The sequence below is a fragment of the Nocardia sp. NPDC055321 genome, assembly GCF_053645575.1.
On record NZ_JBSHMS010000008.1, the window covers coordinates 269,893 to 295,760 of the forward strand.

The following is a 25,868-nucleotide window of genomic DNA, read 5'->3' on the forward strand; positions in this document are numbered from 1 at the left end:
ATCATCGATGGTCGCTTCGACCGAGACTTTCGCGCCTTCGCCGGTGCGGCCGCGGAGCTGTGCAAGACATGCACCCCGCCCCGGGCTGGACCGGGCGATGATCGGACGCGCCCGGTCTTTCAGAATGACAGCACCGTGTCGGCGAAGAGCGTGCGCAGGGTCTCGGCGGTGAAATCGTCCAGCGGATAGAAGAGTTCGATCGCCAGTTCCGCCAGGGTTATGTCGGAGGGCGCCCCGAAGGTCACCATCGTGCTGAACATCCGTAGCTCGCCCCTCGGGGTGGCGACGCGCAGGGGCACCGCGAAGGACGTCGGCGCGGCGGAATCGGGTTCGGTGCCGGGCGGGACCGGGTAGCGCGAGACCTCCTCGTACAGGTCACGCAGGAACGGGTCGCCGGTCGTCCGGACCTGGCGCTGGAGGCGGTCCAGAAGGAGCGCTCGGACCTGGCCGTGGTTGATCATGCGGGTCGCGGCGCCGGGCGGGGCGGGATGCAGGGCCAGGCGGTACACGTTGGGGCGTTCCATCAGGTGTTCGTCGACCTCGCCGGAGAACAGGCCCATCGCGCGGTTGGTGGCGACCACGTTCCAGTAGCGGTCGACCGCGATCGCGGGATACGGCTCGTGCGTGGCGAGCATCGTGTCCAGGGCAGCGCGGGCAGCGGCGAGTTGAACGTCGCCCAGGACGCTCTCGCGATACTCCGGGGCGAAACCACCCGCCAGCAGCACCGTATTGCGTTCGCGCAGCGGAACATCCAGCACGTCACAGAGTTTGAGCACCATGGCCCGGCTCGGCTGCGCCTTCCCCGTCTCGACGCAGGACACGTGCCGCGCCGAGCTGTCGGCGGCCAGCGCCAGTTCCAACTGGCTCAGCCGACGGCGCTGCCGCCACTCGCGCAGCAGGGCGCCGACGGGGGATGCCCGCTCCGAACGCGTCACTCGGACAGGCTATCCCCCCGGCGAATCCGGCGACCGTGACCTCGGAAGCCGTTCGAGGTGATCAGGTGTAGTTCTGCTGCGTGAACAGGAGTGCGCCGCCGCGGCTGTTCTCGACGCCTGGGCGGCCGTTCACACCTCACCAGGGCAGCGGAACCCACCGGTCGAAGAACCAGAAGCCGTTGTTGCGATGCTGTTCCCGATCGGGCCGGTCGTTGTCTCGATTGTCCTGCCGGTCGCCGCCACGATCGTCGCGTTGATCGTGATTCTGCGACTGGCCGGGATTGTTCATGTCCGGGTGGGGATCCGCGTTCGCGGCCCCGGCCCCGATGCCCAGCACACCGAGCGCCACACCTGCTGTGACAGCGGCCTTGGCGACCGTCGATTTCGTGAACCCCATAGCTGTTCTCCCTAGTGTCGGTCACCCTGACGGGTAGCTCCAAGTGGATGAACTTCACTGTGCCGGGCGTGCCTGGACGTGGCGTCCAGGAGTGCTGGGAGGTTGCTGTGAGGCTGTCGCGGCGACCGTGGATGTCAGGAATCGATATCGGCGGGCGAACTCTCGCGGCGGCGTCGGCGGGTGAAGAAGGCGGCCGCCTCGGCGAGGGAATCTTCGATCGGGCGAGGGGTCCAGCCGAGTTCGCTGCGGGTCCTCGTGTTGTCCACGGGGGTCATGATGTGCATCAGGCGCATCGTGGTGCGGGTGACGCGCACGTCCGTGCGCGTGGCCCACGCGGTGACTTCGCCGAGCACGCCGATCACGGGCAGGAGCATCCGGGGGATACCGAACCGTGCCGGGCGCGCACCGGTGAGAGATGCCGCGTAGTCGTGGATTTCGCGGGTGGCGCGGAAGCCCGCGGAGACTATGTACCGCGCCCCGGGTCTGCCTTTCTCCGCCGCGAGGATCAGGGCCTCGGCCGCGTCGCGGATCCCGACGACCTCGGCGCCGGCGCCGCGCACGTAGAACGGCAACACGCCGCGTGCGGCCGCTGCGACGAATCCGCCGTGCGGGGTCGGCAGATAGTCTTCCGCGCCATAGGTATTCGCGACGCACATCGCGACCGCGGGCAGGCCGCGCTCGCGCGCATAGTCCAGGACGAGTTGCTCCGCCCGGACCCGTGAGCGAACGTAATCCCCGCCGAGGTGCTGCCAGTTGTGCGGGCCGGACTCCTCGTCGACGGCATCGCGGCCGATCGGCAGTGTCGCGATCGAACTGGTGAACACGAAGCGCCGGAGGTGGGCGTCCACCGCCACATCCAGCACCGTCCGCAAACTCTCAACGTTCGTGCGCAGCATGGGTGTTGGGTCTCGCAGCCACGGGCGGGCGTCGACCACGCAGTAGTAAACGGTGTCGACGTCGGTCATGGCCGCCCGCAGCGAAACCGGATCGTCAATGTCGCCGATGGCGAGCTCTATGTCCAGGCCGTCGAGCGCCCGCAACGAGCTGGTGGCGCGCACCATTGCGCGCACCGTCTCGCCGCGCCGGGCGAGCTCACGGGTGACGTGCGAGCCGAGAAACCCGCTGGCGCCGATGACGAGGCTGCGCGGACGACTCCGGTTGCCTTCCGAGGCTGGGGTCTGGGCCACACCTCAACATAGACAGGTGTCCAGAATCGCGTCAAGATGCTGATACGGTCGAGTGCTTTCGGGTGGCGTTATCCGGTCGAGTCGGAGTGAAAGTCCAACGCACACGGCGTATTCGGTGCGACTCTGTCCCGGGCCGCGGCGACCGACCGATAGCGCTTCTGTTGGCACGCGCGTGAGCAATAGACACGGCGCCGGCCTCGCGTAGCCCGGGCCAGGGGTGTCGCGCAGACCGCGCAGCAGTCCGGTCGCGCGCGGTTTTCGTCACGGGCGCGGGTTGTTTCATCACGCGGTGGCCGGGTCGGCGGGTGTTCGGGGTGGGATCCGGCCGCGTCGAGCAGGTCCGTGCCGGCGATCCGGCCGCGCGGGGTGTGCTCGATCAATTCCGCGGCCAGGTCGGGGCAGTCGCCGACGATGTCGTCGTCGGGGCACTGCAGCAGGTGCAGCAGATACGCGTGGGCGCTGCGCAACTGGTCGATTCGATCCGCCAGTTGGTCGGCGTGGCTTCGTACCGAGTTGTGCCAGTGTGCGTTTCGGCTCCCGTTGGTCACCGTGGCGGCGTGTTGGAGCGGCATGGCCCCGGTCACGCGGCACAGGTAGGCCAGGCCGATCCGGCGCAGCGCGGGCTCGTCGTAGACCCGGTGCCCGTTGCGGCGCGGCGGCGCAGGCAGGACGCCCTCGGACTCCCACCAGCGCAGTGTGGACGGCGTGAGGCCGAAGAGCGCGGCCGCTTGGCCGATCGATACCACCCGGGGACTGTCCATGACTTCATTTGACATCAAGTCGACTCGAGGATCCACGATTCAGTGAGGTTAGGCAGTCCTATCTTGATCGTGATTCCGGAGAGGTGACAGGCGCATGAGTAGTTCGACCGTCGACGAATCGGCGGAACTCGCGAATACGGGAGCCCTGGCGCGGCTCCTGGCCCCGGTTCGGGGATACCTGGTGATCTGTGCGGTGCTGTCCGCGTTGAGCGGGGCGGCGGGGCTGGTGCCGTACATCGCCGTCGCCGAAATCGCCCGGGCCGTCCTCGACAACCGCGAGGGGGCCGCGACAACGGTTCGGGTGTGGGTCGGTGTGGGGGCCGCGGGCGCCGCACTATGGCTGGCATTGTTCGTACAGTCTTCGCGCGTAGGGCATTTCGCGGATGCGGCGATTCTGCACGAGCTGCGCGGGCGGATCGTGCGCCATCTCGGCCGGGTGCCGCTGGGGTGGTTCCGGGCCGTCGGATCCGGCCGGGTCAAACGGGCGATGACAGGTGATCTGGAGGAGATGCACGAGGTCATCGCGCACGCGCTGGGTCAGCTCACCGGCGCCGCCGCCGTGCTCGCGGTCGGTGCGGGCTACCTGTTCTTCGTCGACGTCCCGATGGCGCTGATCGCATTGACCGCTCCCGCGCTGATGCTGGTCTGCTACCGAATCTCCATGCGGTCCATGACGACTCACACGAACCGGCTCATCGCCGCCGAGCACCGGATCAGCGCCGCGAGTGTCGAGTACGCCGATGGCATCCAGGTGGTGAAGGCGTTCGGCACCGGCGGGCGAGTACTGCGCCGTTTCGACGACGCGGTGGCGGAATTCGCGCGAGCGTTCGCGGTGTGGGTCGCCGAGGTGCGCTACAGCTCGGCGGCCTCGCGGCTGTTCGGTTCGGAGATGGCCGTGCTCACGGTGGTGACGGCGGCGGGGCTGGTGCTGCTGCGGGCGGACATGCTCACCGTCGCCGACCTGGTGGCGTTCCTGGTGGTCGGGGTCGGGCTGCCGAACTCGGTGCTCCCGATGGTGTCCGCCGCCCAGGGCGTGCGCAAGGGCCGCATGGGTGCGGCGAACATCGAACGGCTGCTCGCTCTTTCGCCGCTACCCGAACCGCGGTCCCCGCGCCCGCCGGCGGGTCACGACGTCGTATTCGATCATGTCTCGTTCTCCTACGACGGGGTGACCGCGGCGATCGATGACGTCAGCGTCGTGTGCCCGGCGGGCAGCGTCACCGCTTTCGTGGGCCCGTCGGGCGCGGGTAAGACGACACTCGCGAGCCTGCTGCCACGCTTCTACGACGTCGGTGACGGGTCGATCCGGATCGGCGGCGTCGACGTGCGCTCGATTCCGTCCGCCGACCTGCTGGCGTCCATGTCGCTTGTCTTCCAGGATGTTTCGCTGCTGCGCGACAGCGTCGCGGAGAACATTCGCATCGGCCGCCCCGGCGCGAGCGACGCCCAGGTGCGCGCCGCGGCCGCGGCGGCGCACATCGACGAGGTGATCGAGCGACTCCCCGAGGGATATGACACTCGGCTCGACGCCGGCGGGGGCGGTCTCTCCGGTGGCGAGCGTCAGCGCCTCACGATCGCGCGAGCCATCCTGTCCGGTGCGCCGATCGTCGTCCTGGACGAGGCGACCGCCGCGCTGGACCCCGACGGTGAGGCCGCGGTCCAGAACGCGCTGGCCACCTTGATGATCGGGAGAACGGTCATCGTCATCGCGCATCGGCTGAACACGATCGCCGACGCCGACCGGATCGTCGTACTCGACCACGGACGCGTGTGCGAGCGCGGCACCCACCGCGAGTTGCTCGCGCACGGCGGGCTGTACGCCCGGATGTGGGCGGCGCAGGAAGGGGTTCTCGTATGATCCGCCGACTGTTCCGATTGTGGCCGGAGCCGCGGATATTGGCCGGCCTGTGGCTGCTCACGGGCGCGCAGGCCGTCCTGCAGGGGCTGATGCTCGGTCTGCTGGTGCCGATTCTGGCCGCGGTCGCGCGCCCCGCGCCCGACCTGGCCGCGGCCCGTCCCTGGCTGGTGCTCGGCGCGATCGGCGCCGTGGTGTACGCGGTGCTGAGCGTCATCGCCACGCCGGTGGGTTTCGCGGCGGCGGGTGCGCTCGGCTCGCAGTTGCGCCGCCGGCTGATGCGTCACGTGAGCACCCTGCCGCTGGGGTGGTTCACGGCCGAACACAAGGCCCGGCTCGCGCGGGCGATGACCGCCGATGTGGGCGACGCGGCGCACCTGGCCGTGACCGTCGCCGGGCCCGCGATCACCTCGACGCTGTTGCCGGCGACCATCGTCGCGGTGACCCTCCTGGTCGACTGGCGAATGACGGTGCTGCTGTGCGTGATAGCGCTGCTGGCAACCTGGACGCTGCGCCGGGCGGGGCGGATCGCCGAAGCGGCCGAGATCGAGCTGGAACGGGCCTCGGCCGGGGTCGCCGGGCGGGCGATCGAGCTGGGGCAGGCGCAGCCGGTGCTGCGCGCGGCAGGTCATGCCGGCGGCACGCCCGCGATGGTCACCGCACTGCGGGATCATCGCGAGACCTATCGCGCGGGGATGCGCCGCGCGCGCCGGCCCTTCTTCGTATACGCCGCGGTGATCATGGCCGGATTCGTCGCCGTCCTCGCGCTGTGCTCCGAACTCGTCCTGCGCGATCGGATCTCGATTCCCGAGGCGATCGCGCTGCTGGTGCTGGGCGCTCGCTTCCTGGAGCCGCTCGGCAGACTCGTCGACCTGATCGGCGCTCTGCGCGCCCTGACGAACAAGATCGCGCGCATCGAACTGCTGCTCGCCACTCCCGCCCTGCCCGCACCCGCGCGGCCGGTCCGTGAGATCGAGTCGGCCGGAATCGAATTCGACAACGTGACGTTCACCTACCCCGGTGCCGGCGAACCCGCGCTGCGCGCGGTGTCGCTGTGTTTCGCGCCCGGCACCACCACGGCGCTGGTGGGTTCCTCGGGCTCGGGCAAGACGACGGTGACCAGGCTCATCGCCCGATTCTTCGATGTGGACGCGGGCCGGGTGCGCGTCGGCGGCGTCGACGTTCGCGACCTCGATCCGGGAGCGCTGCTCGATGACATCGCCGTCGTCTTCCAGGACGTGTACCTCTTCGACGACACCATCGAGAACAATCTGCGCCTCGCGCGCCCGGACGCGACCTGGGACGAACTCCACGCGGCGGCCGCGGCGGCCAGGCTCGGCGAACTGATCGCCCGGCTGCCCGAGGGCTGGCAGACCAGGGTCGGCGAGGCCGGGGCCCAGCTCTCGGGCGGTGAACGTCAGCGCGTCGCGATCGCCCGGGCGATCCTCAAACAGGCGCGCATCGTGCTCATCGATGAGGCCAGTTCCGCGCTCGACCCGGAGAACGAGGCGGCGATCTCCCGGGCGATCATCGATCTCGGCGCCGATCCCGATCGCACGGTGATCGTGATCGCCCACCGCCCGGCCGTGCTGGCGGCGGCCGGCCGGGTGGTCGTGCTCGACCGCGGCGCGGTCGCGGAGCAGGGGTCACCGGCCGAATTGCTCGGCACGGGAGGGGCTTTCGCGCGGATCGGGGAACAGTACCGGCGGGCGCGGCACTGGCGTATCGCGAACGTGGCGCCGTGAACCGGGTGCCCTCGAGACCTCCTTCGCGACACACCCCCTCGCGAAGCGAAGTTAGGCTAACCTATATCCGCGGGACTCGTGTTGTGCCACAGCGGGTCCCCGGCAGCCGGAGCAATCGAGAGGCGGGGACGCATGGCGGCCGATGTCGAGGCGTGGGCGGAAGACACGGGAAACCGGCCGTCGCGGGCGGTGATGAAGGCACGCAAGCGCGAGATGGCGTTGGCGCGCAAGGAGATACTGGCCCCGGTACGGGCGACGCTCGCGTGGGCCGGCCTCATCGCGGCGGTGGCGTCGGTGTGCGCGGTGGTCCCGTTCGTGCTGATCGTCGAGATCTGCCGGGAGTTGCTCGCCGCGGACACCGACGACGGCAGGGTGTGGGCTCTGCTGTGGATCGCCGTGTCGCTGTTCGCCGCCCGCGCGGTGCTGCAGGTGGTCGCGCTGAGCTGGACCCATCTGGCCGACGCGAACTTTCAGCTGACCCTGCGCCGGCTGCTGGCGGCCAAACTGACCCGGGTCCCGCTCGGCTGGTTCGGCGCGAATTCGTCGGCCGAGGTGAAGAAGCTGCTCCAGGACGATGTCGAGGCACTGCACTTCATGGTGGCGCACGCGCGCGTGGAGTTCGTGAGCGCGCTGGTCGTGCCACTGGTCACGCTCGGCTATCTGTTCACCGTCGACTGGCACCTGACCGTGGTGTTGCTGGTGCTGTTGGTGGCCTACGCGATCGCGCTGAAGAACATGATGGATCAGAAGAGCATGGATCGGCTCGCGGTGTACAACCGCTCGGAGCGGCGCACGCAGGCCGCGGTGATCGAGTTCGTCGACGGCATCCAGGTGGTCCGCGCGTTCGGCCAGGCGGGCAAGGCGCACGGTGAGTTCCAGGACGCGGTCGACGCCCAGACGCGCAGCATGGAGGCGTGGAAGGTACCGATGCTGCGGCTCCAGGCGGTTTCGGACCTCATCGTAGCGCCGGTGTTCGTCCTGGTGGTCGTGGTGATCGCGGGGCTGGGCGCCGTGCAGCTGGAGTGGGTGCCGGCGCTGGACGTGCTGCCGTTCCTGCTGGTCGGTCTCGGTCTCGGCGGCGCGCTGCTGGGTCTCGGCTACGGTGGACAGGCGCTGCGCACCGCGGGTATCGCGGCCACGCGGTTGCACGAGCTGCTGGGCGAGCCCGAGCTGGCGCCCGGCCCGGGGGCCACCCCGGCCGAGGAGGCAACGGCCACGGTGCGATTCGAATCCGTCGGCTTCGGCTACCGGGAGGATCATCAGGTCCTGCGCGATGTCGACCTCGAACTGCGGCCGGGAACGGTGACCGCGCTGGTCGGCCCGAGCGGGGCCGGTAAGTCGACGCTGGCGCAGTTGCTGCCCAGGTTCTACGACGTGACCGCCGGGCGGATCACGATCGGCGGGCGCGACATCCGCGACTATCCCAGTGCCGAGCTGTACCGCACGGTGGGATTCGTGTTCCAGGACGTCCGGCTGATCCGCGGTTCGATTCGCGACAACCTGCGCCTGGCCGCCGCCGATGCGGACGACGACGCGCTCGAGCGGGCCGCGCGGGCGGCACAGATCCACGACCGGATCCTCGCGCTGCCGCGCGGATACGACTCCGAGATCGGTGTCGACGCGACGCTGTCCGGCGGTGAGGCACAACGGCTTTCGATCGCCCGGGCATTGCTGGCGGACACCCCCGTCCTGGTGCTGGACGAGGCGACCGCGTTCGCCGATCCCGAGTCCGAGGCCGCCGTGCAGGACGCGCTGGCCGTGCTGGTGGCCGGGCGCACGGTCCTGGTCATCGCGCACCGGCTGCACACGATCACCGAGGTCGACCACATCCTGGTGCTCGACGGCGGCACCGTGGTCGAACAGGGCGACCACGCGAGCCTGCGCGCCGCGGGCGGCACCTACCAGCGGCTCTGGGAAATCAACGAAGCGGCACTCGCCACCGTCGCGGGACAGACCGCCGCACCGCGGCGATAGGCAGGAGACTCGATGTTTCGCAAGCTGTTCGGGCTCGTACCGGACGAGTTCGCCCCGCTCACACCGAAATTGCTGGCGGCCATAGTCGCCCAGGGTCTCGCCGAAGCCGTCGCCTATCTCCTGCTGGTGCCGACGCTGGACGCGATGTTCTCCGGTGACCTCGCCCGGGCATGGCTGTGGACCGGGGCGATGGCGGTCGCGGTCGCGGTCGTCGCCGGGCTCGGCTACCTCCAGACGATGGTGGCCTTGCGCATGGCGGTCCGGATGCAGCGTCACATGCAGACCAGGATCGGCGACCAGCTGAACTCGCTGCCGCTCGGCTGGTTCCGGACCCGGCATTCGGGCGTGCTCTCGCGGACCGCGGTGGAGAGCGTGCGCGAAATCCAGGGTGCGGTGGCGCATCTGCTGACCAAGGCGGTCTCCAGCGTCGTCGTTCCCCTCGGGGTCGCGGTGGGGATGCTGTTCGTCGACTGGCGTCTCGCGCTGGCGATGCTGGTGGCCGCCCCGGCGCTGTTCCTGGTGAACACCCTCACCGCCCGCGGCTACGCGCGCTCGGAAGCCCGCGCGCACGACGCCGCGGCCGAATCGGACTCCCGGGTGGTCGAATTCGCGCAGGCGCAGCCGGTACTGCGCGCGTTCGGCTCGGTCGCCGCGGGCGACCGCCAGCTCGACATCGCCCTGCGCCGCCAGCGTTCGGCGAACCTCCGGCTCACGTTCGGCGCGGTTCCGGGGCTGATCGTGTTCGCGCTGTCGGTGCAGGCGGTGTTGCTGGTGCTGGTCGCCCTGGTCCTGGCGCGGGTGACCGGCGGATCGCTTTCGGCCGCAACGGCGATCGCGCTCATCGCGGTCAGCGCGCGCTTCGTCGACCCGCTGACCCAGGCCGCCGCGCTCGGCGGCGGGCTGCGGGCCGCCGCGGCCGCGCTCGATCGGGTCACCGGACTGCTCGCCGAAACGCCCCTGCCCGAGGCGGGGACGCCGGTGACACCCGGCGCGCCGGCCGTGCGCTTCGAGGAGGTCTCGTTCGGCTACCGGCCCGGCGAATCGGTTGTGACCGACGTGAGTTTCACCGTGCCCGCGGGCACCACCACCGCGATCGTCGGGCCGAGCGGCGCGGGCAAGACCACGCTGCTGCGCCTGGCCGCGCGCTTCACCGACGTGGACTCGGGCCGGGTGCTGGTCGGCGAGCACGATGTGCGCGAGCAGCCGTCGGCGACGCTGTTCGGGCAGCTGAGTCTGGTGTTCCAGGACGTCTACCTGTTCGACCGCTCGGTGCTGGAGAACATCCGGATCGGCCGGCCCGACGCCACCGATGCCGAGGTGCTCGAGGCGGCGCGAGCGGCGCGGGTCGACGAGATCGCCGACCGCTTGCCCGACGGCTACGACACCCGGGTCGGCGAAGGCGGAGCGACCCTGTCCGGTGGTGAGCGGCAACGGGTCTCGATCGCGCGCGCACTGCTGAAGAACGCGCCGATCGTGCTGCTCGACGAAGCGACCAGTGCGCTCGATCCGCACAGTACGGCGGTCGTCGTCCGCGGCATCCACGAGGTGACGCGGGGCAAGACGGTGATCGTCGTCGCGCACCGTCTCGACACGATCGCCCACGCGGATCAGATCCTGTTCGTGGCCGACGGCCGCGTCGTCGAACGCGGCACCCACGACGAATTGCTGGCGCTGGGTGGCCGATACGCCGATTTCTGGGCGCAGCGCTCGCACGCGAGCGGGTGGCGGCTCGAGCCGGCGCCGGTGTAACTCGACACGAAGATCGGTTCGACTGAGATGCCATCGCTGGAAGACCTGCAGGCCACGATGCGCGCACGGCTCGCCGAAGAGGGGCTCGCACTCGCCCCCGCGGTACCCGTGCGCGCGGATTCCACCCGCGCCGCGCTGTCCTTCGCGCAGCGATATGTCTGGGCGCATCAGCAGATCGCGCCGGACAGCACCGCGTACAACCTGTGTCTGGCAATGGATTTCGAGGGCGACGTCGTGGACGACGCGCTGTTGCGGGCGTTTTCGGCGCTGGCGCGGCGGCACGAAGTGCTCCGCACCACCTACCACGAGGACGAGCAGGGTAACCCCTACCAGCGTGTCCACGACGAGTTGCCGCCGCGCGTGCGGCGGGTCGACCTCACGGCCTCGACCGCCGATCAGGCACGGCAACGGCGCGCCGAACTGATCGACGCGGCCGCGCACGAGCCACTCGACCTGTCGAGCGAATCGTCGATGCGGATCACCTTCGTGCGCCTCGATCCGCGCCGGCTGACCGTGGTGCTGCTCATCCACCACATCGCCTGGGACGGCATGGCGATGCTGCCGCTCGCGCGGGATGTGGAGCGGTACTACCGCCAGGCCCGCGCGGGGGAGATCTCGGCCGAGCCGCCGCGCCTGCAGGTCGCCGACTTCGCCGAGTGGGAGCAGAACACCTTCGAGACCGCCGACCACTCCGCGGACATCGCCTTCTGGGCGAGCGAATTCGACGGCGCGACAACCGAACTCCAGCTGCCGGTGGACCGGCGTCCCGCCGAGGTCACCGAGCGGGGCGCCCGCCTGGACCGCCCGCTAGGCGCGGCGGCCGACACCAACCTGCGAGCGCTGAGCGCTGCCCTGCGCGCGACGCCGTTCGCGGTCTTTCTCGCCGCGTATCACGTCGCGCTGCGCCAGTTCACCGGCCAGTCCGACGTTGTCGTCGGAACGACCGTCGCGAACCGGGCGGAGTCGGGCACCGAGTTGCTCGTCGGGAACTTCAGCAACGTCATCCCCCTGCGGTTGACCGGCGCCGGCGCCACGACCTTCGGTGAGCTGGTCGAGCATGTGCGCGCGGTGACCACGTCGGCGTTCGCGCACGCGCACTTTCCGCGCGAAGGCGTGGTGCGCGCGGTGAACGCCGCGACCGGAAACGTCGGTTCGGCGCTGTTCGACACGATGGTGCTGTTCCTGCACAAGCAGATCGAAGGCCCGCGGCTGCCCGGCGTCGTCACCACCTGTGAGCTGGCCGATCACGGCGCCTCGTTGTTCCCCGTCTCGGTCGAGGCGTTCCTGCAGGCCGACCGGGTCGACGTTCAGCTGACCTACCGCACCGATCTGTTCGACGCCGCGACCATCGCGCGGTTGTTCGAGTACCTGGATCAGACCCTGGCGCGAGCCGCCGCCGACGTCCGCGTCGACGACCTGCTGGCGCTCTCGCCGTCGGACCGCGCGGCGATCCGCACCTGGTCGCGCGGCGCGGTCGTGCCCATCGAACGCGATACCGTCGACGCGATGATCCGGCACTCCGCCGCCACCTACCCCGAGCGCGTCGCGGTGGTGTTCGACGACGTCGAACTGACCTACGCCGAATTCGACGCACAGGTCAATCGATTCACCCGCCTGCTGATCGACACCGGTGTGCGGGTGGGTGATCGGGTCGGTGTGTATGCCAGGCGCAGCGACCGGCTGCCGGTGGTGTTCGCGGCGGTGCTGCGAGCGGGCGCGGTGTACGTCCCGATCGATCCGAGCTATCCCGCCGATCGGATCGGGTTCATGCTCGGCGACGCGCGGCCGGCCGTGGTGGTGAAGTCCGCGTCCGGTTCTGCCGCGCCGGCGCCGGCTGCGGGTGTCCCGGTGCTGGATCTGGACGACGACTCGATTCTCGGGCGCCTCGCTCGACTGGATTCCGCACCGGTGCCGGCCGCCGCGCTCGCCCGCCCGATCCATCCGCTGGACGCCGCCTACCTGCTGTACACCTCGGGCACCACCGGCAGACCGAAGGGCGTGGTCGTCAATCACCGCGCTATCGCCAACCATGTGCAGTGGGTGCGCGATTACCTGGGCTTCGGCGCCGAGCGCATTCTGCAGAAGGCGCCGATCGGTTTCGACGTGTCGGTCTTCGAACTGGTCAACGCCCTGTGTACGGGTTCGGCCACGGTACTGCCGCCGCCGGACTGGTGGCAGGCCGACGTGGAGGCGCTGGCCGGCATCATCGAATCGCGCCGGATCACCCAGATCTCGCTGGTCCCCAGTGTGCTGCGGGTCTTTCTCGAGGCCGAGCCCGATCCGGCGCGACTGCGGTCGATGCGGTTCGTGTACCTGGGGGGCGAGGCCGTCCCGCCACCGCTGGTCGACACGGCCGCGCGCGTGTTCGGCGGGCGGGTGCTCGGGCTCTACGGCCCGACCGAAGCGGCCATGGACCTCACGCACGAGGACTTCGCGAACGCGCTGGCCGCCCCAGAACGCTTCCGCAACGCGCTGATCGGTCTGCCGGAATGGAATTCGACCGTGCACGTGCTCGACGATCGGCTGCGGGAGACGCCGATCGGCGTCGCCGGTGAGTTGTACCTCGGCGGTGTGCAACTGGCGCAGGGCTATCATCGCCGGCCCGGGCACACCGCGGGCACCTTCGTCGCCAGTCCGTTCGCCGGCGAGCCCGGTGCGCGAATGTATCGGACCGGTGATGTCGCCCGCTGGCATCCCAGCGGCAGTCTGGAGTATCTCGGCCGGACCGACGATCAGGTCAAGATCCGGGGTCATCGCATCGAACTCGACGAGGTCGCAACGGTTCTGGGGCAGGCGCCCGGCGTCGCCGCCGCGGCCGCGGTCGCCGTCGAGCGGGACGGCGGCGCGGCGCTGGTCGGGTACTACGTCGCCACGACCGGAGAAGCCGACGCCGCGATCCCGGCCCGGGCGTTCCTCGCCGAGCGGCTGCCCGACTACATGATCCCCGCGGCTCTGGTGCGGCTGGACGCGCTGCCGCTCACCGCGAACGGCAAACTGGACCGAAAGGCCCTTCCGGCACCGGATTTCGGCGGCGGCGCGGGCCGGGCCGGCGGCCGCGCGCTGCGGGGAGCCGCGGAGCACGCGGTCGCCGCGGTCGTGCGCGAGGTCCTCGGTATCGCGGTCGAGCCGGCCGCCGACGACGACTTCCTCGCGCTCGGCGGCGATTCCATCAGCGCGATCCGGATGTCGTCGGCGCTCAAGAAGCGCGGCCTGCTCGTGACGACGAGTGCGCTGTTCGAAGCGCGCACTGTCGCGGCGATCGCGGCGGCGACCGAACCGATCGACGCGATCGCCGCTCCCGCGCTGGCCGCGGTCGGCGCGGACACCGGCTGGATTCCGTTGCACCCGATCGCCATCCAGCTGGTGCAGGAGAGCGCGAACTACGCCGCCTACTGCCAGGCGACCGCGGTCGTGACGCCCGCGCACTGTTCGTTCGACGAGCTCCGGGCGGCCGTTCGCGCCGTCGCCGACCGGCATCCGCTGCTGCGTGCGCGCATCGCCACCGGCCCGGACGGCCGCGTCGGCTACGACGTGCCGGCGATCTCGTCCGGCGAGTTCGACCTGCGCGAAGTCGAGGTGCCGCGCTGGGAAGACGACGTGGCGGGGGTGCTGGCCGAGCAACTGCGCGCCGTCGCCGCCGGGTTCGATCCGGCGGCGGGCCGGATGTGCGCGGCGGTGTGGGTGCGGGCCGCCGACCTATCCGCCGGCCGCCTGCTGATCGTGGCGCACCACCTCGTGGTCGACGGCGTGTCGTGGCGGATCATCCACGACGACCTGCGGCAGCAGTGGGAGCGCGGACCGCAGCCCGCGGACGCGGGAACCTCGGTGCGGGCCTGGAACGCCAGCCTCGTCCGGCATGCCACCGCCGACGGCGTGGTCGCCGCCCTGCCGTACTGGGAGTCGGTGGCGCAGTGCGCCGATCCGCCGCTCGGCAGCCGTGCGCTGGATCCCGCCGTGGACACCGTCGGGACGATGGGCGAGGTCACCGCCGAGGTGAACCCCGAGGACACCGCGTTCCTGTCGACGATCGCGGCGCAGGCGTTCGGCTGCGACTTCCTGGACATCCAGGTGGCGGCGCTGGTCGTCGCGATCCACCGATTCCGTCGCGCCCGCGATCGCGACGTCGCGGCGGTGGCGCTCACCATGGAACGGCACGGACGTTCCGAAACCCTGTTCGCCGGTGCGGATCTCGCGAACACCGTCGGCTGGTTCACCAGTACCTATCCGGTCGCGCTGACCGGCGAGGTGTTCGAAATCGAGGCCGCGGTCAAGGCGGGCAAGGAACAGTTGCTCGCGGTGCCCGATTCCGGGATCGGCTGGGGTCTGCTGCGCTGGTGCAACGACGAGACGCGTCCGGTGCTCGAGCGGTACCGGGCGCCGCAGATCAGCTTCAACTACATGGGCCGGTTCGCGGTCGGCTCGGATTCGGCTCGGGTGCGCGAGTGGGACGTCGCGCCGGAGTTCGGGTACCTCGGCGGGCACGCGCACGAGGCTATGCCGGTCGCGGCGCTGCTGGACGTCAACACCGTGACGCTCACCGAATCGGGCCGGGCGACGCTGCGGGCATCGTTCCGGTTCCCGACCGGCGCGCTGGCCGCCGACGACGCGCGCGAGGTGTCCCGGCAGTGGACATCGGCACTGGGTGAACTGGCGGAAACCGTTCGTGCCCAACCTGTCCGGCGGCTCACCCCGAGTGACGTGCTCGCCGCCGACGTGACCCAGCTCGATCTGGACACGTGGCGGGATCGCTACGGCGACTACGAGAACGTGTACCCGCTCGCGCCGATGCAGGCGGGGCTGTACTACACCGCCCTGGTCGCCGGCTCCGACGGGCTGTACAACGGCCAGACGTTGATCACCGTGCGGGGCGCGCTGGACCGTGATCGGCTCGCGCGCGCGTTCGACTCCGCCGTCAACCGGTATCCCAATCTGCGTGTGGCGGTGTCGGTGTCGCGGGCAGGGCAGCCGTACGCGATCGTCTTCGACCACCTGGACGTCCCGATCCGGGACATCGATCTCACCGCGGCGGCGGACGCGGACGCGCGACTGGCCGAATTCCTGCGCGCCGATCAGGCCGAACAATTCGATCTGGCGCGGGGCCCGCTGGTCCGGGCAACGGTCGTTCACCTCCCGCACGGCGCCCATCTGCTCGTCACGACCATGCACCACATGCTCGGCGACGGCTGGTCCGGACAGCTGCTGCCGCGAGAAGTGTTCGCGCAGTACGCCGATCCCGCCGCGCCGCCGATCGGAAATCCGGCGACCTTCGCGCAGTTCCTCGCGCTGACCCGGGATCGTGAAGCAGCCACCGAGCGGGCCTGGCACGGCTACCTCGACGGGGTGCGACCCTGCCTGGTCGCCCCGGGGCGCGCGGCGGGCGATACCGTTCCGGTCACGGACAGCTTCGTCATCGACGATGCCGTGGTGGACCGCCTGACCGCACTCGCCTCGGAGCTGGGCACCACCTTCAGCGCGGTGTGCCAACTGGCCTGGGCGAACGCGCTGCGCTACGTGACCGGTTCGGACGACGCCGTTTTCGGCGAGGCGGTGTCGGGACGCTCGCCCGAACTCGACGACGTCGACACCGCCATCGGATGCCTCGCCAACACGGTGCCGGTCGTGATCCCGCTGCGCGCGGACCGAACCTGGCGCGATCATCTGGCCGAGATCCGTTCGCGGCGAATGGCACTCATGGAGTTCCCGCAGTATCGGCTCTCCTCGGCGATGCGGGCCGCCGGCGCTCGCACACTGTTCGACAGCATGTGCGTGTTCGAGTCGTATCCGCCGGGCCGGCAGGATCTGGAGCGGCTGCTCGGCGTGGCCGGCCTGACGCTGGAGTCGTTCGACTGGGGCGGCGGCACCGACCATCCGCTCGTGCTGCTGATCTTCCCGGCGAACGCGCTGGGTGACGACGATCGGGTGCGCGCGATGCTGGCCTACGCGCCGGACGCGTTCGAACCGGACGACGCCCGGATCATCCGGACCGCGTTCGAGAACACATTGCGTGCCGTCGCGGACGACCCGGACCGGCCGAGCGGCGAGTCGGCGATCCTCGACAGCGCCGATGAAGGACTACTGGTGTTACGACGGATGTGGCAATGACGAGCGAAGCAGGTATCGACGATGTGCTCGCGTTGAGCCCGTTGCAGCAGGGGCTGTTCGCGCTCGCACGACTGTCGCAGGACGGACACGACGTCTACACCATGCCGCTCGTCATGGATATCGACGGCCCGCTGGACGTTCCGGTGCTGCGCCGCAGCGCCGAGGCGATGCTGCGCCGGCATCCGAATCTGCGCGTCATGTTCTGGGACGAGGACCTGCCGCGGCCGGTGCAGATCGTGCCGACCGCGGTGGAATTGCCTTGGGCCGACTGCGACGCCACGCCGGAGGACCTCGACGCGCTCACCGCGGCGGAACTGCGGCGCCCGTTCGATCTGGGCCGGGGTCCGGCGCTGCGGATCAAGCTCGTCCGGCTGCGGAACGCGCAGCGGTGGCGCCTGATCGTGTCGGTCCACCACATCCTGATGGACGGGTGGTCGCTCGGGGTGTTCTTCGCCGAGCTGCAGGAGCTGTACCGGGCCGGGGGAGACGCCGCGTCCCTACCACCGGTGCGGCCGTACCGCGACTACATCGGCTGGGTTGTGGCACAGGACGTTCCGGCGGCCGAGCAGCGCTGGTCCGACTATCTCGCCGTCGCGAGCGAACCGCTGATGATCGCCGCCGGCGGCACCACCATGGGCATCTCCCAGTCGGCGGCGCCGGAGCCCGCGCAGGTCAGCCCGTTCGTGCTCACCGCCGCCGAGGTCACGCGGCTGCGGAACTGGGCACGCGAGCACGGGCTCACCCTCAACACCGTGGTCCAGTACGCGTGGACGATCCTGCTGGCCCGGCTCACCGACCGCCGGTCGGTCGTGTACGGGACCGTCGTGACCGGACGGCCGGAGCACTTCGGCGGCATCGATCGCATGATCGGGCTGTTCCTCAACACTGTTCCGGTCGCTTTCGAGCTGGATCCGTCGGCGTCGGTCGCGGCCGAATGCGCTCGGCTGCAACGGGAATCGGCGGCGATGCGTGACGTCGGATACCTGAGCCTGTCGGCGGTGCAGCGCACCGCGGGGCACACCGCGCTGTTCGACACGATGTTCGTCTTCGAGAACGCTCCGCTCGGTGATCTGCTCGAGCCGGTGACGACCGGTGAGGTGACGTTCCGGCCGGTTCCGACCGGCAACATGACCCACTATCCGCTCACCGTGGTGGCCTTTCCCGACGGGGCCGAACTGCTGATCACCGTGGAAGCCGTGCCGGGGGCGCTGCCGCTGCGTCCGGCCGACATCGGCGACGCGCTGCTCGCCCTGCTGCGGCGCCTGCCCGACGCGGCCGAATCGCGGTGTGACGACCTCGATGTGCTGCCGGCCGGCGCGCGCGAGGAACTGCTGTGGATGGGCGCCACCGCGGCCGATGAGCAGTCGGCGGCCACGGTCGCCGACCTGTTCGAGCGGCAGGTGGCGGCGAGCCCGGACGCCGTGGCGCTCACGACCGACACCGCGGCGCTGACCTATCGGGAGCTGGGCGCGGCGGTCGACCGGCTGGCGGACGAGCTCGCCGCCGCCGGAATCGGCCCCGAATCCGTTGTGGTCCTGCAGATGCCACGCGGTGTCGATTCGATCGTGGCGATTCTGGCCACCCTCGCGGCGGGTGCGGCGTACGTCCCCGTGGACATGTCGCTGCCCGCGGCGCGGATCGAGTCGATATTGCGGCAGGCCGCGCCCGACCTCGTGCTCACGGCGGTGGACGGTCGCGACGGCGCAACCGGGGCGCGGCCGAACAGCGCCCGGCACCCGCTGCAGTGCGCGTACCTGATCTTCACCTCCGGATCGACCGGCGAACCGAAGGGTGTCATCGGCACCCACCGGGCACTGGTGAGCTACTTCCACGATCACCGGGAGCGGGTGTACCGGCCCGCGCAGGCGCGCCTGGGCCGCAAGCTCCGCATCGCGCACGCCTGGTCGCTGAGCTTCGACGCCTCCTGGCAGCCCCTCGTCGGTCTGCTGGACGGTCACAGCGTCCACCTGTTCGACGACGCGGCCACCCGCGACGCGCAACTCTTGGTCGACGGCATCGCCCGGCACGAGATCGACATGATCGACACGACCCCGTCGATGTTCCGGCAACTGACGGCGGCGGGACTGCTCGATCACCGCCTGAGTGTTCTCGCCCTGGGCGGCGAGGCTATCGACGCGCAGCTGTGGGCCCGGCTGCGCGCACTGTCGGCGCTCGCCGTTCACAACTGCTACGGACCGACCGAGACGACCGTCGAGGCGGTCGTCGCCGAGGTGCGCGCGCCGGGCGCGACCGCGCCGACGATCGGCACGCCGACCGCCGGCATGTCGGCCTACGTCCTCGATTCCCGGTTGCGCCTGGCGCCCGTGGGCGCCGTCGGCCAGCTGTACCTGTCGGGCCCGCAGCTGGCTCGCGGCTACGCCGCTCGACCGGGGTCCACCGCGGCCGCGTTCGTCGCGGATCCGTTCCGGTCCGGCCACCGCATGTACCGCACCGGCGATCTCGTTCGCCGGCTGCCGGGCGGGGGACTGGACTACCTGGGCCGCGCCGACGAGCAGGTGAAGATCCGCGGTTACCGCATCGAACTCGGCGAGGTGGAAGCGGCGCTGCGGGCACTGCCCGGGATCGCCGCGGTGGCGGCGACGGTGGTGCGCCGCGGCGACGCGGCGAGCCTCGTCGGTTTCGTGGTCGCCGAACCCGGCCGATCCGCGGATCCGGGCGGGCTGCGTGCCGCGCTGACCGAACGCCTGCCCGCGTACATGGTGCCCGCCCGGGTGGTGGCGCTGTCGCGGATGCCGGTGACCACCAACGGAAAACGCGACGCGCGAGCGCTCGCGGCGCTCGCCGAGGAGTCGCTGCGCGCCACCGGTCCGGCATCGGCCACCTCGGACTCCGAGTCCGAGCGCGCACTGAGCAAGATCCTCGCCGAAGTGTTCGACGGCACGGCGCCCGGTATCGACGAGGACCTGTTCGCCTCGGGCATGGACAGCGTGGTCGCGATCTCGGTGGTGAACAAGGCGCGCCGACTGGGACTGCACCTCACCCCGCGAATGGTGTTCGCGTCGCCCACGATTCGCGATCTCGCCGCGGCCATCGACCGTGGGCCGGCGCCCCTCGCGCCGGCCGCGGGTGACTACGGCGAGATCCCGCCGCTGCCGATCGTGTCCTGGATGCTCGACCACGGGAGCTATCGCCGGTTCACGCAGCACGTGCTGATCTCGGTGCCCGCCGGAATCCCGGGCGCCGACCTCGACACCGTGCTCCAGGCGGTGCTCGACCGGCACGACGCGCTGCGCGCACGGCTGGCCGACGGGCCGGACGGCCCGCGGTTGGTGACGCGCGAGCCGGGGAGTGTCCGGGCCGCGGACGTGGTGTCCCGAGTCGACGCCTCGGGTACGGGGGAGCCGTTCGAGACCGTGCTCGCCGCCGTCGCCCGGTCCGCGATCGACGACATCGATCCCCGCGCAGGCGATCTGGTGCGGGCGGTGAGCCTGCGCGGGACGCCGCACGGCGATCTGCTGTTCGTCGCGGTGCACCACCTGGCCGTCGACGTCGTGTCCTGGCACATCCTGCTGGCCGATCTCGCCGCCGCGTGGGATCGGGTCGCCGCGGGCGCCGCGCCTGCCGTTCCGGCGGAACAGACGACGTATCGCCACTGGTCCCAACTGATTCGGGAGCGAGCGGGTACGCCCGAGGTGCTCGCCCAGCGCGACTACTGGATGGCGCAGGTGGGCGCGCCGGACCCGGCGATCGGGAGCCGGAAACCCGATCCGCGCATCGACACCTGGTCCTCGCTGCGCGTGACGGTCGTGCCGACGCCGACGGCGACGACCGCCGAGCTGCTGGCCGCGGCGACCGGACGCGACGGTGTGCGTGAGCTGTTGCTCGCCGCGCTCGCGGCGACGCTGGCAGCGTGGCGACGCGAGCGCGGGCAGGACCACACCGCGGGCTCGCTCGTCGCACTGGAGAGCCACGGCCGGCACGACGCGGTGGTCGGCGCCGATACCTCGGGCACCGTCGGCTGGTTCACCAGTGTGTTCCCGGTCCGCATCGGCGGCGGCGCGCACGCCGGACGCGCGCTCACCGACGGGACGGCGGCGCGGCTGCTGCTCGAGTCGGTGACCGACCACCTCGGGTCGCTGCCCGAGCAGGGAGTGGATTTCGGTCTGCTGCAGCAGATTTCCCGCGTGCCGGGACTGGCCGACGCCAACGAGCCGCAGGTCGAGTTCAACTACCTCGGCCGGTTGGACCTCGGTGGATCGACCGGGCACTCGTGGTCGATGGTCACCGATCCGGCCCTCGCGGCGGCGCTGCCGATCGCCGGGGAACCGGACCTGCCGCTGCGCTACGCGCTCGATGTCGTCTGCGCCATCGAGCCGACACCCGACGGGCCGCGGCTCATGACGCACTGGCGCTGGAGCGAGTCGCTGTTCGAGGCGGCCGAGATCGATCGCCTCGCCCGGCTGTGGGAGCGCGGCATCGTCGCGCTGGTCGCCGCCCGCGCGCTCGAGGCCTGACCGGCGGTCGAACTCAACCGTTCTCGGTCGAGGGCGCCCGCTGTCCGCCGCCGTAGCGGGCGCCACGCACCGGCCTGTCCGATACCCGACGACATCATCGGCGCCGCGGCTGTTCGCGGCCTCGATATCGGTCCGCGAGCCCCGGTGCCGCCGTCACGCCGAAACGTGTGCGGGGCAACGAAACCTACGGGTTCTCGCACGGGGTGCTCGTCGGGTACCACGACATCCGGACCCGGTGACACGTCGCGGCCGCACTCCGAGCAATTCGGAGCGCGGCCGCGACGGCACGTCTCAGGAGAACGTCGCCAGCCGCTTCTTGTCGATCTTGCCGACCGCCGTGCGCGGGAGTTCGTCGACGGTCCGTACCAGGTCCGGGATCTTGAACGGGGCGACGCCGCGGTCGGTGAGGAAGCCGGCCAGCGCGGACTGGTCGACGCGCGCGCCGTCGCGCACCCGCACGAACGCGCAACTGCGCTCGCCCAGCAGCGAATCCGGTAGCCCGACCACCGCCACGTCGAGCACCTGCTCGTGGGCGAGGATGTGGTTCTCGACCTCCTCGGCTGCGATCTTCTCTCCGCCGCGGTTGATCTGGTCCTTCACCCGGCCCTCGAAGACGACCTGACCGTTCGGCAGCACCCGGACCAGATCGCCGGTCCGGTAGAACCCGTCCGGGGTGAACGACCGCTCGTTGTGCGCGCCGCCGCGGTAGTAGCCGCGGATCGTGTACGGCCCGCGGGTGAGCAGCTCGCCGACCTCGCCGTCCGGCACCACGTCGCCGTCCGGCCCGACGATCCGGAGTTCGTCGGCGGGCGAGACCGGTCTGCCCTGCGCGGTGAGCCGCAGTTCGAGGTCGTCGGCGCCGCTCTGGAATCCGCACAGTCCCTCGGCCATTCCGAAGGCCTGGTGCACCTTGCCGCCGAGCGCCGGCTCGACCCTGCGCGCCAGCTCGGTGGGAAGTTTGGTGCCGCCGATGACGATTCGGCGCAGCGAGGAGAGATCGAAGTCGTAGTACGGGGCGCTCTCGACCCACGCCAGCGCCGCACCCGGAACCAGGCCCGTGTCGGTGATCCGCTGCCGCTCGATGATCTCGAAGGCGACCGACGGATCGGGACTCGGGGCCAGGACGAGCCGTCCGCCCGCGTGGAAGGTGGCGAGCATGCCGTGGGTCAGCGTCCAGTTGTGCGGAATCGGCAGGCAGATCAGGTGTCGTGTGGTGTCGTCGTAGTCGCAGGACGCGGCGACCGCGCGGCCGCTGTAGGACCAGTCGTCGTGCGTGCGGGCCACCAGCTTCGGCAGTCCGGTGGTGCCGCCCGACATGAGCAGCACCGCCACGTCGGCGGGATCGACCGGGGCGAGCTCGATCGGATCGGCGCGCAGGTCCGCGAGCGCGGTGAACTCGGCGGCCGCGCCGTGAATCACGATGTGCCGCAGCGTCGTGGACTCCGCCGCGACCCGGCGCGCGAGGTCGCGGTAGTCGAAGCCGTCGTATTCGTCCACGACCACATAAGCGACGGCCCCGGTGTGCTCGACGAAGTAGGCGATATCGGCGTAGCGGTGCGCGGGCAGGGCGAACACCGGGATCGCGCCGATTCGGACGATGCCGTAGATCAGCGCGACGAACTCGGCGTGGTTCGGTAGCTGGACGACGACGCGGTCGCGCGATCGGATTCCCGAGGCGTACAGGCCCGCAGCGTACCGGTCGGCCTCGGCGTCGAGTTCCGCGTAGCTCCATTCGATCCCGCCGCGGCCGGCGCCGCCCGGATCGACCAGCGCGATCCGGTCTCCGAAGGTGTCGCCATACCGGCGTAGCGAATCGCCCAGGCTTTCGCCGATCCAGTAGCCGGCCGTCCGATAGCGCCGGGCGAAGTCGTCCGGCCAAGGTACGAACCCGTCGAGCACGACGATCTCCTTACTCCGATGTTCGCTGCACCGCTGTCTGCCGAGCCTCGGCACACAGTCCGCTGTCCACTTCGCTCCGGATCGCCGCGTGCAACTCCCGCAATCCGTCCCGAGCGGTCTGTACTTCGACGACGCGCACTCCGCGGCCGCCGTCACGCAGCGCGCCGCCGAGGTCGCCGGTGTCCGCTGTCGCGTGCGGAACTCCGTGCGCCGCACACAGTTTCGCGAGGTCCGTGCCGTGCGGCGTGCCGAAGACCCGCTCGAACACGGTGGCGAACTGCGGCGCACCCTGCTCGAGGAGGCCGAATATCCCCCCGCCGTTGTCGTTGGCCACCACGATCGTCAGATCGTGCGGCGTCGGTTCGGACGGGCCGATCAGCAAGCCGCCGCTGTCGTGCGCGAAGGTCAGGTCACCGAGCAACGCGACGGTCCGGCGACCGGTCAGCGCGGCGCCGATGGACATCGAGACGAGACCGTCGATGCCCGCGACACCGCGGTTGGACACCACGCGCACGCGGGCGTCCCGCCGCCAGGTCAGCGAGACGTCGCGGATCGGGTTCGACGATCCGAGAACCAGTGTGTCCCCGCCTCGCAGCGCCCGGGTGACCGCGCGGGCCACGTGCAGCCCGGTCGTCCGCGCGGTGTCGTCGAGCATGCGGTCGACCGCGGCGGCGGCGATATCGGTGGTGTCCCGGCAGGTTTCGGTCCAGGCGCGGGTGGGCGCGCCGACCGTGCGGATGTGCCGGGCGGCGACGGTGGCGGTTCCCGCGACATCCGTCCAGTTCCTGTCCGCGGCGGCGGTGATGACCCGGACCGATGGTGCAGCGAGCAATCGGGCGACCGATCGGTGCAACGTCGGGCGGCCCAGCACGATCACCTGTTCGGGCTGCAGGTGCGGCAGGGCCAGCGGATGCACCGCGTAGCGTGGCGCGGGTTGGGGCGCCGAAGGTTCGGCGATCGTCGGCACGCCGGCCAGCGCGGGCGACTCGGGGGCGCCGTGCCCGGCGATCACCAGGGTGTCCGGGCGCAGATCCACCGTGGCCGGGGCGTCGAGGGAGGACTGGACGACGTCGGTCCACGGCGCCGATCCCGGCCGCCCCGGCACGGTGGTGGTCGTGCCCGAGCCGATCAGCGGTTCCGCGAACGGGATGTCCAGATGAGCCGGGCCGGGGGCGCCGTCGCGCCGGCCGAGCGCGGCGGCGGCGACGCGGCACACCGCGGCGCGCCAGCGCGCGTTGTGGGCGGCGAGGCGCTCGCCGGTGGCGTCGTAGTGCTGATCCGCCTGGTTCAGGACCAGGGCGATGCGCGTGGCATCGCCGAAAATGCCCGGCTGCGTGATGGTTTGGTTCGCTCCCGTGCCGACCAGTTCGAGTGGCCGGTTGGCGCTGATGATCAGCAGCGGAACGTTGCTGTAGCCGGCTTCCAGGACGGCCGGGAGCAGATTGGCGACCGCGGTGCCCGACGTGGTCACCACCGCGACGAGGTGGTCGCCGCCGACGGCCAGTCCGACCGCGAGGAAGGCGGCGCTGCGCTCGTCGATGCGAACGTGCAGCCGCAGCCGGTGTTCGGCGTCGGCCCGGAACAGGGCGAACGACAGTGGCGCGTTGCGCGCCCCCGGGCAGAGCACCGCCTCGCGAACCCCGCAGCGGATGAGTTCGTCGACGACGATCCCGGCCTGGATCATGGCGGCGCTCGGCCCGGACGCGCCGTTGGTCTCAGCGGACACGGGCTTGCACGACGCTCATCTCGAGCGGCAGCGGCCGGATCTCGGTGAGCTCGAAATCGTTGTCCGTCAGGAGTTTCCGATACTCGACATCGGTTCGCTCGCGACCGCTCGTCATCACGAACATGTGCACGTCGAACACGGCGGTCACCGGTGTCGGCCGGTGCTCGGAGACGACGCGCTCGATGGTCAGCAGCTGCCCGCCGGGACGCAGCGCGGCGCGGCAGTTGCGCAGAATCCGCGCCGCTTCGTCGTCGTTCCAGTTGTGCAGCACCCGGCACAGGATGATCGTGTCGGCGCCGTCGGGCAGGGCCGAGAAGAAATCGCCGGCGATCACCTCGCAGCGCCCGTCCGTGACGTGCGATCGGAGCCGTTCGGTGGCCGGGCCGACCGCCGCCGCTCGTTCCAGCAGTATTCCGGTCGAGGTCGGGACCGCCGTCAGGATCGCGTCGAGCAGCGTGCCGTCGCCGCCGCCCACGTCCAGCACACATCGACCCTCGAAGTCGATGTGCTCGGGGAGGGCGGCGACGAATTCGCTGCCGACCGCGATTCCGGCGCTGTACGTCGCCAGTGCGTCGGCCCGCTCCGCGAGGTAGTCGAACACCGACTGCCCGTGCGCGAGCGCGAACGGTTGCGCTCCGGTGCGCACGCCCGGTACCAGCGATCGCCACGCGTCGGCGAAATACCCCTCCTGGTACAGGCGCACGAGGTCGTGCATCGACTGGGGATGGTCCGCGCGCAGCAGTTCGCCGGTGCTGGTCAGCGCGTACGCGCCGGTCGAATCGCGGTCCACGAGCCCCAGTGACCGCAACAGCCGGAGCAGCCGGGTGAGTGGTTCCTGTTCCGCGCCGACGGCTTTCGCCAGGGTCCGGGGGTCGGCCGGGTGTGGATGCAGCGCGTCGGCGATTCCGAGCTCCACGGCGGCACCGATGCCCGCACTCATCCAGCCCCCCAGCAGAAGTCGCAGCAGTTCCGATCGGTTCGAGTCGACGCCGATGCCATCGATGGTTGTCACAGTGAATCCCTACCGGCCGCCGTCTCGCACGGATCGACCAAACTGTTGAAC

At 70.8% G+C, this 25,868-nt stretch carries 13 protein-coding genes; 6 read left to right on the forward strand and 7 right to left on the reverse strand.

What is annotated here, in order from left to right; genetic code table 11:
- Window positions 1–119: 119 nt before the first annotated feature.
- The 4 genes from ACWIGI_RS15790 to ACWIGI_RS15805 all read right to left on the reverse strand — a co-directional run bounded on the left by ACWIGI_RS15790 (window position 120) and on the right by ACWIGI_RS15805 (window position 3,280).
- Window positions 120–935 (reverse strand): helix-turn-helix domain-containing protein, encoded by an 816-nt coding sequence (locus ACWIGI_RS15790; protein WP_454203092.1) that lies wholly within the window; start codon window positions 933–935, stop codon window positions 120–122.
- A 136-nt stretch (window positions 936–1,071) separates the two neighbouring features.
- Complete coding sequence (locus ACWIGI_RS15795) at window positions 1,072–1,332, reverse strand: hypothetical protein (RefSeq protein WP_454203093.1); 261 nt, start codon at window positions 1,330–1,332, stop codon at window positions 1,072–1,074.
- 134 nt (window positions 1,333–1,466) lie between these two features.
- Window positions 1,467–2,519, reverse strand: coding sequence for an NAD-dependent epimerase/dehydratase family protein (locus ACWIGI_RS15800; RefSeq protein ID WP_454203094.1), 1,053 nt, complete (start codon window positions 2,517–2,519; stop codon window positions 1,467–1,469).
- A gap of 68 nt (window positions 2,520–2,587) precedes the next feature.
- Window positions 2,588–3,280, reverse strand: coding sequence for a helix-turn-helix domain-containing protein (locus ACWIGI_RS15805; protein ID WP_454203095.1), 693 nt, complete (start codon window positions 3,278–3,280; stop codon window positions 2,588–2,590).
- Between the two features lie 94 nt (window positions 3,281–3,374).
- Between ACWIGI_RS15805 and ACWIGI_RS15810 the strand changes: the two genes are divergently transcribed.
- The 6 genes from ACWIGI_RS15810 to ACWIGI_RS15835 all read left to right on the forward strand — a co-directional run bounded on the left by ACWIGI_RS15810 (window position 3,375) and on the right by ACWIGI_RS15835 (window position 21,180).
- The gene (locus tag ACWIGI_RS15810; RefSeq protein ID WP_454203096.1) at window positions 3,375–5,138 is read left to right on the forward strand and encodes an ABC transporter ATP-binding protein; all 1,764 of its coding nucleotides are present in this window, start codon (window positions 3,375–3,377) and stop codon (window positions 5,136–5,138) included.
- Entirely contained in the window at window positions 5,135–6,880 is a 1,746-nt protein-coding gene (locus ACWIGI_RS15815; RefSeq protein WP_454203097.1) for an ABC transporter ATP-binding protein, read from the forward strand. Before ACWIGI_RS15810 ends, ACWIGI_RS15815 begins: the two co-directional genes overlap by 4 nt.
- Before the next feature lie 132 nt (window positions 6,881–7,012).
- Window positions 7,013–8,854, forward strand: a complete 1,842-nt coding sequence (locus ACWIGI_RS15820) for an ABC transporter ATP-binding protein (protein ID WP_454203098.1) — start codon at window positions 7,013–7,015, stop codon at window positions 8,852–8,854.
- A gap of 12 nt (window positions 8,855–8,866) precedes the next feature.
- Complete coding sequence (locus ACWIGI_RS15825; protein ID WP_454203099.1) at window positions 8,867–10,603, forward strand: ABC transporter ATP-binding protein; 1,737 nt, start codon at window positions 8,867–8,869, stop codon at window positions 10,601–10,603.
- 27 nt (window positions 10,604–10,630) lie between these two features.
- Window positions 10,631–16,705, forward strand: coding sequence for an amino acid adenylation domain-containing protein (locus ACWIGI_RS15830; RefSeq protein ID WP_454203100.1), 6,075 nt, complete (start codon window positions 10,631–10,633; stop codon window positions 16,703–16,705).
- Complete coding sequence (locus tag ACWIGI_RS15835; RefSeq protein ID WP_454203101.1) at window positions 16,702–21,180, forward strand: amino acid adenylation domain-containing protein; 4,479 nt, start codon at window positions 16,702–16,704, stop codon at window positions 21,178–21,180. Before ACWIGI_RS15830 ends, ACWIGI_RS15835 begins: the two co-directional genes overlap by 4 nt.
- A 291-nt stretch (window positions 21,181–21,471) precedes the next feature.
- Here the strand turns inward: ACWIGI_RS15835 and ACWIGI_RS15840 are convergent, their stop codons facing one another.
- The 3 genes from ACWIGI_RS15840 to ACWIGI_RS15850 are packed head-to-tail and all read right to left on the reverse strand — an operon-like array spanning window position 21,472 to window position 25,817.
- Window positions 21,472–23,079, reverse strand: a complete 1,608-nt coding sequence (locus ACWIGI_RS15840) for a (2,3-dihydroxybenzoyl)adenylate synthase (RefSeq protein WP_454203102.1) — start codon at window positions 23,077–23,079, stop codon at window positions 21,472–21,474.
- Window positions 23,080–23,089: 10 nt separating this feature from the next.
- On the reverse strand, window positions 23,090–24,763 hold the full coding sequence (gene menD / locus ACWIGI_RS15845) for a 2-succinyl-5-enolpyruvyl-6-hydroxy-3-cyclohexene-1-carboxylic-acid synthase (protein WP_454203147.1): 1,674 nt from the start codon (window positions 24,761–24,763) through the stop codon (window positions 23,090–23,092).
- Window positions 24,764–24,794: 31 nt separating this feature from the next.
- Window positions 24,795–25,817 (reverse strand): methyltransferase, encoded by a 1,023-nt coding sequence (locus ACWIGI_RS15850; RefSeq protein ID WP_454203103.1) that lies wholly within the window; start codon window positions 25,815–25,817, stop codon window positions 24,795–24,797.
- Window positions 25,818–25,868 lie beyond the last annotated feature (51 nt).

Bases quoted from the DNA above. Each gene is read 5' to 3' on its own strand.
- ACWIGI_RS15810 (WP_454203096.1), top strand. From the start codon at position 3,375: ATGAGTAGTTCGACCGTCGACGAATCGGCGGAACTCGCGAATACGGGA.
- ACWIGI_RS15795 (WP_454203093.1), bottom strand. From the start codon at position 1,332: ATGGGGTTCACGAAATCGACGGTCGCCAAGGCCGCTGTCACAGCAGGT.
- ACWIGI_RS15805 (WP_454203095.1), bottom strand. From the start codon at position 3,280: ATGGACAGTCCCCGGGTGGTATCGATCGGCCAAGCGGCCGCGCTCTTC.
- ACWIGI_RS15830 (WP_454203100.1), top strand. From the start codon at position 10,631: ATGCCATCGCTGGAAGACCTGCAGGCCACGATGCGCGCACGGCTCGCC.
- ACWIGI_RS15835 (WP_454203101.1), top strand. From the start codon at position 16,702: ATGACGAGCGAAGCAGGTATCGACGATGTGCTCGCGTTGAGCCCGTTG.
- ACWIGI_RS15815 (WP_454203097.1), top strand. From the start codon at position 5,135: ATGATCCGCCGACTGTTCCGATTGTGGCCGGAGCCGCGGATATTGGCC.
- menD (WP_454203147.1), bottom strand. From the start codon at position 24,763: ATGATCCAGGCCGGGATCGTCGTCGACGAACTCATCCGCTGCGGGGTT.
- ACWIGI_RS15825 (WP_454203099.1), top strand. From the start codon at position 8,867: ATGTTTCGCAAGCTGTTCGGGCTCGTACCGGACGAGTTCGCCCCGCTC.
- ACWIGI_RS15820 (WP_454203098.1), top strand. From the start codon at position 7,013: ATGGCGGCCGATGTCGAGGCGTGGGCGGAAGACACGGGAAACCGGCCG.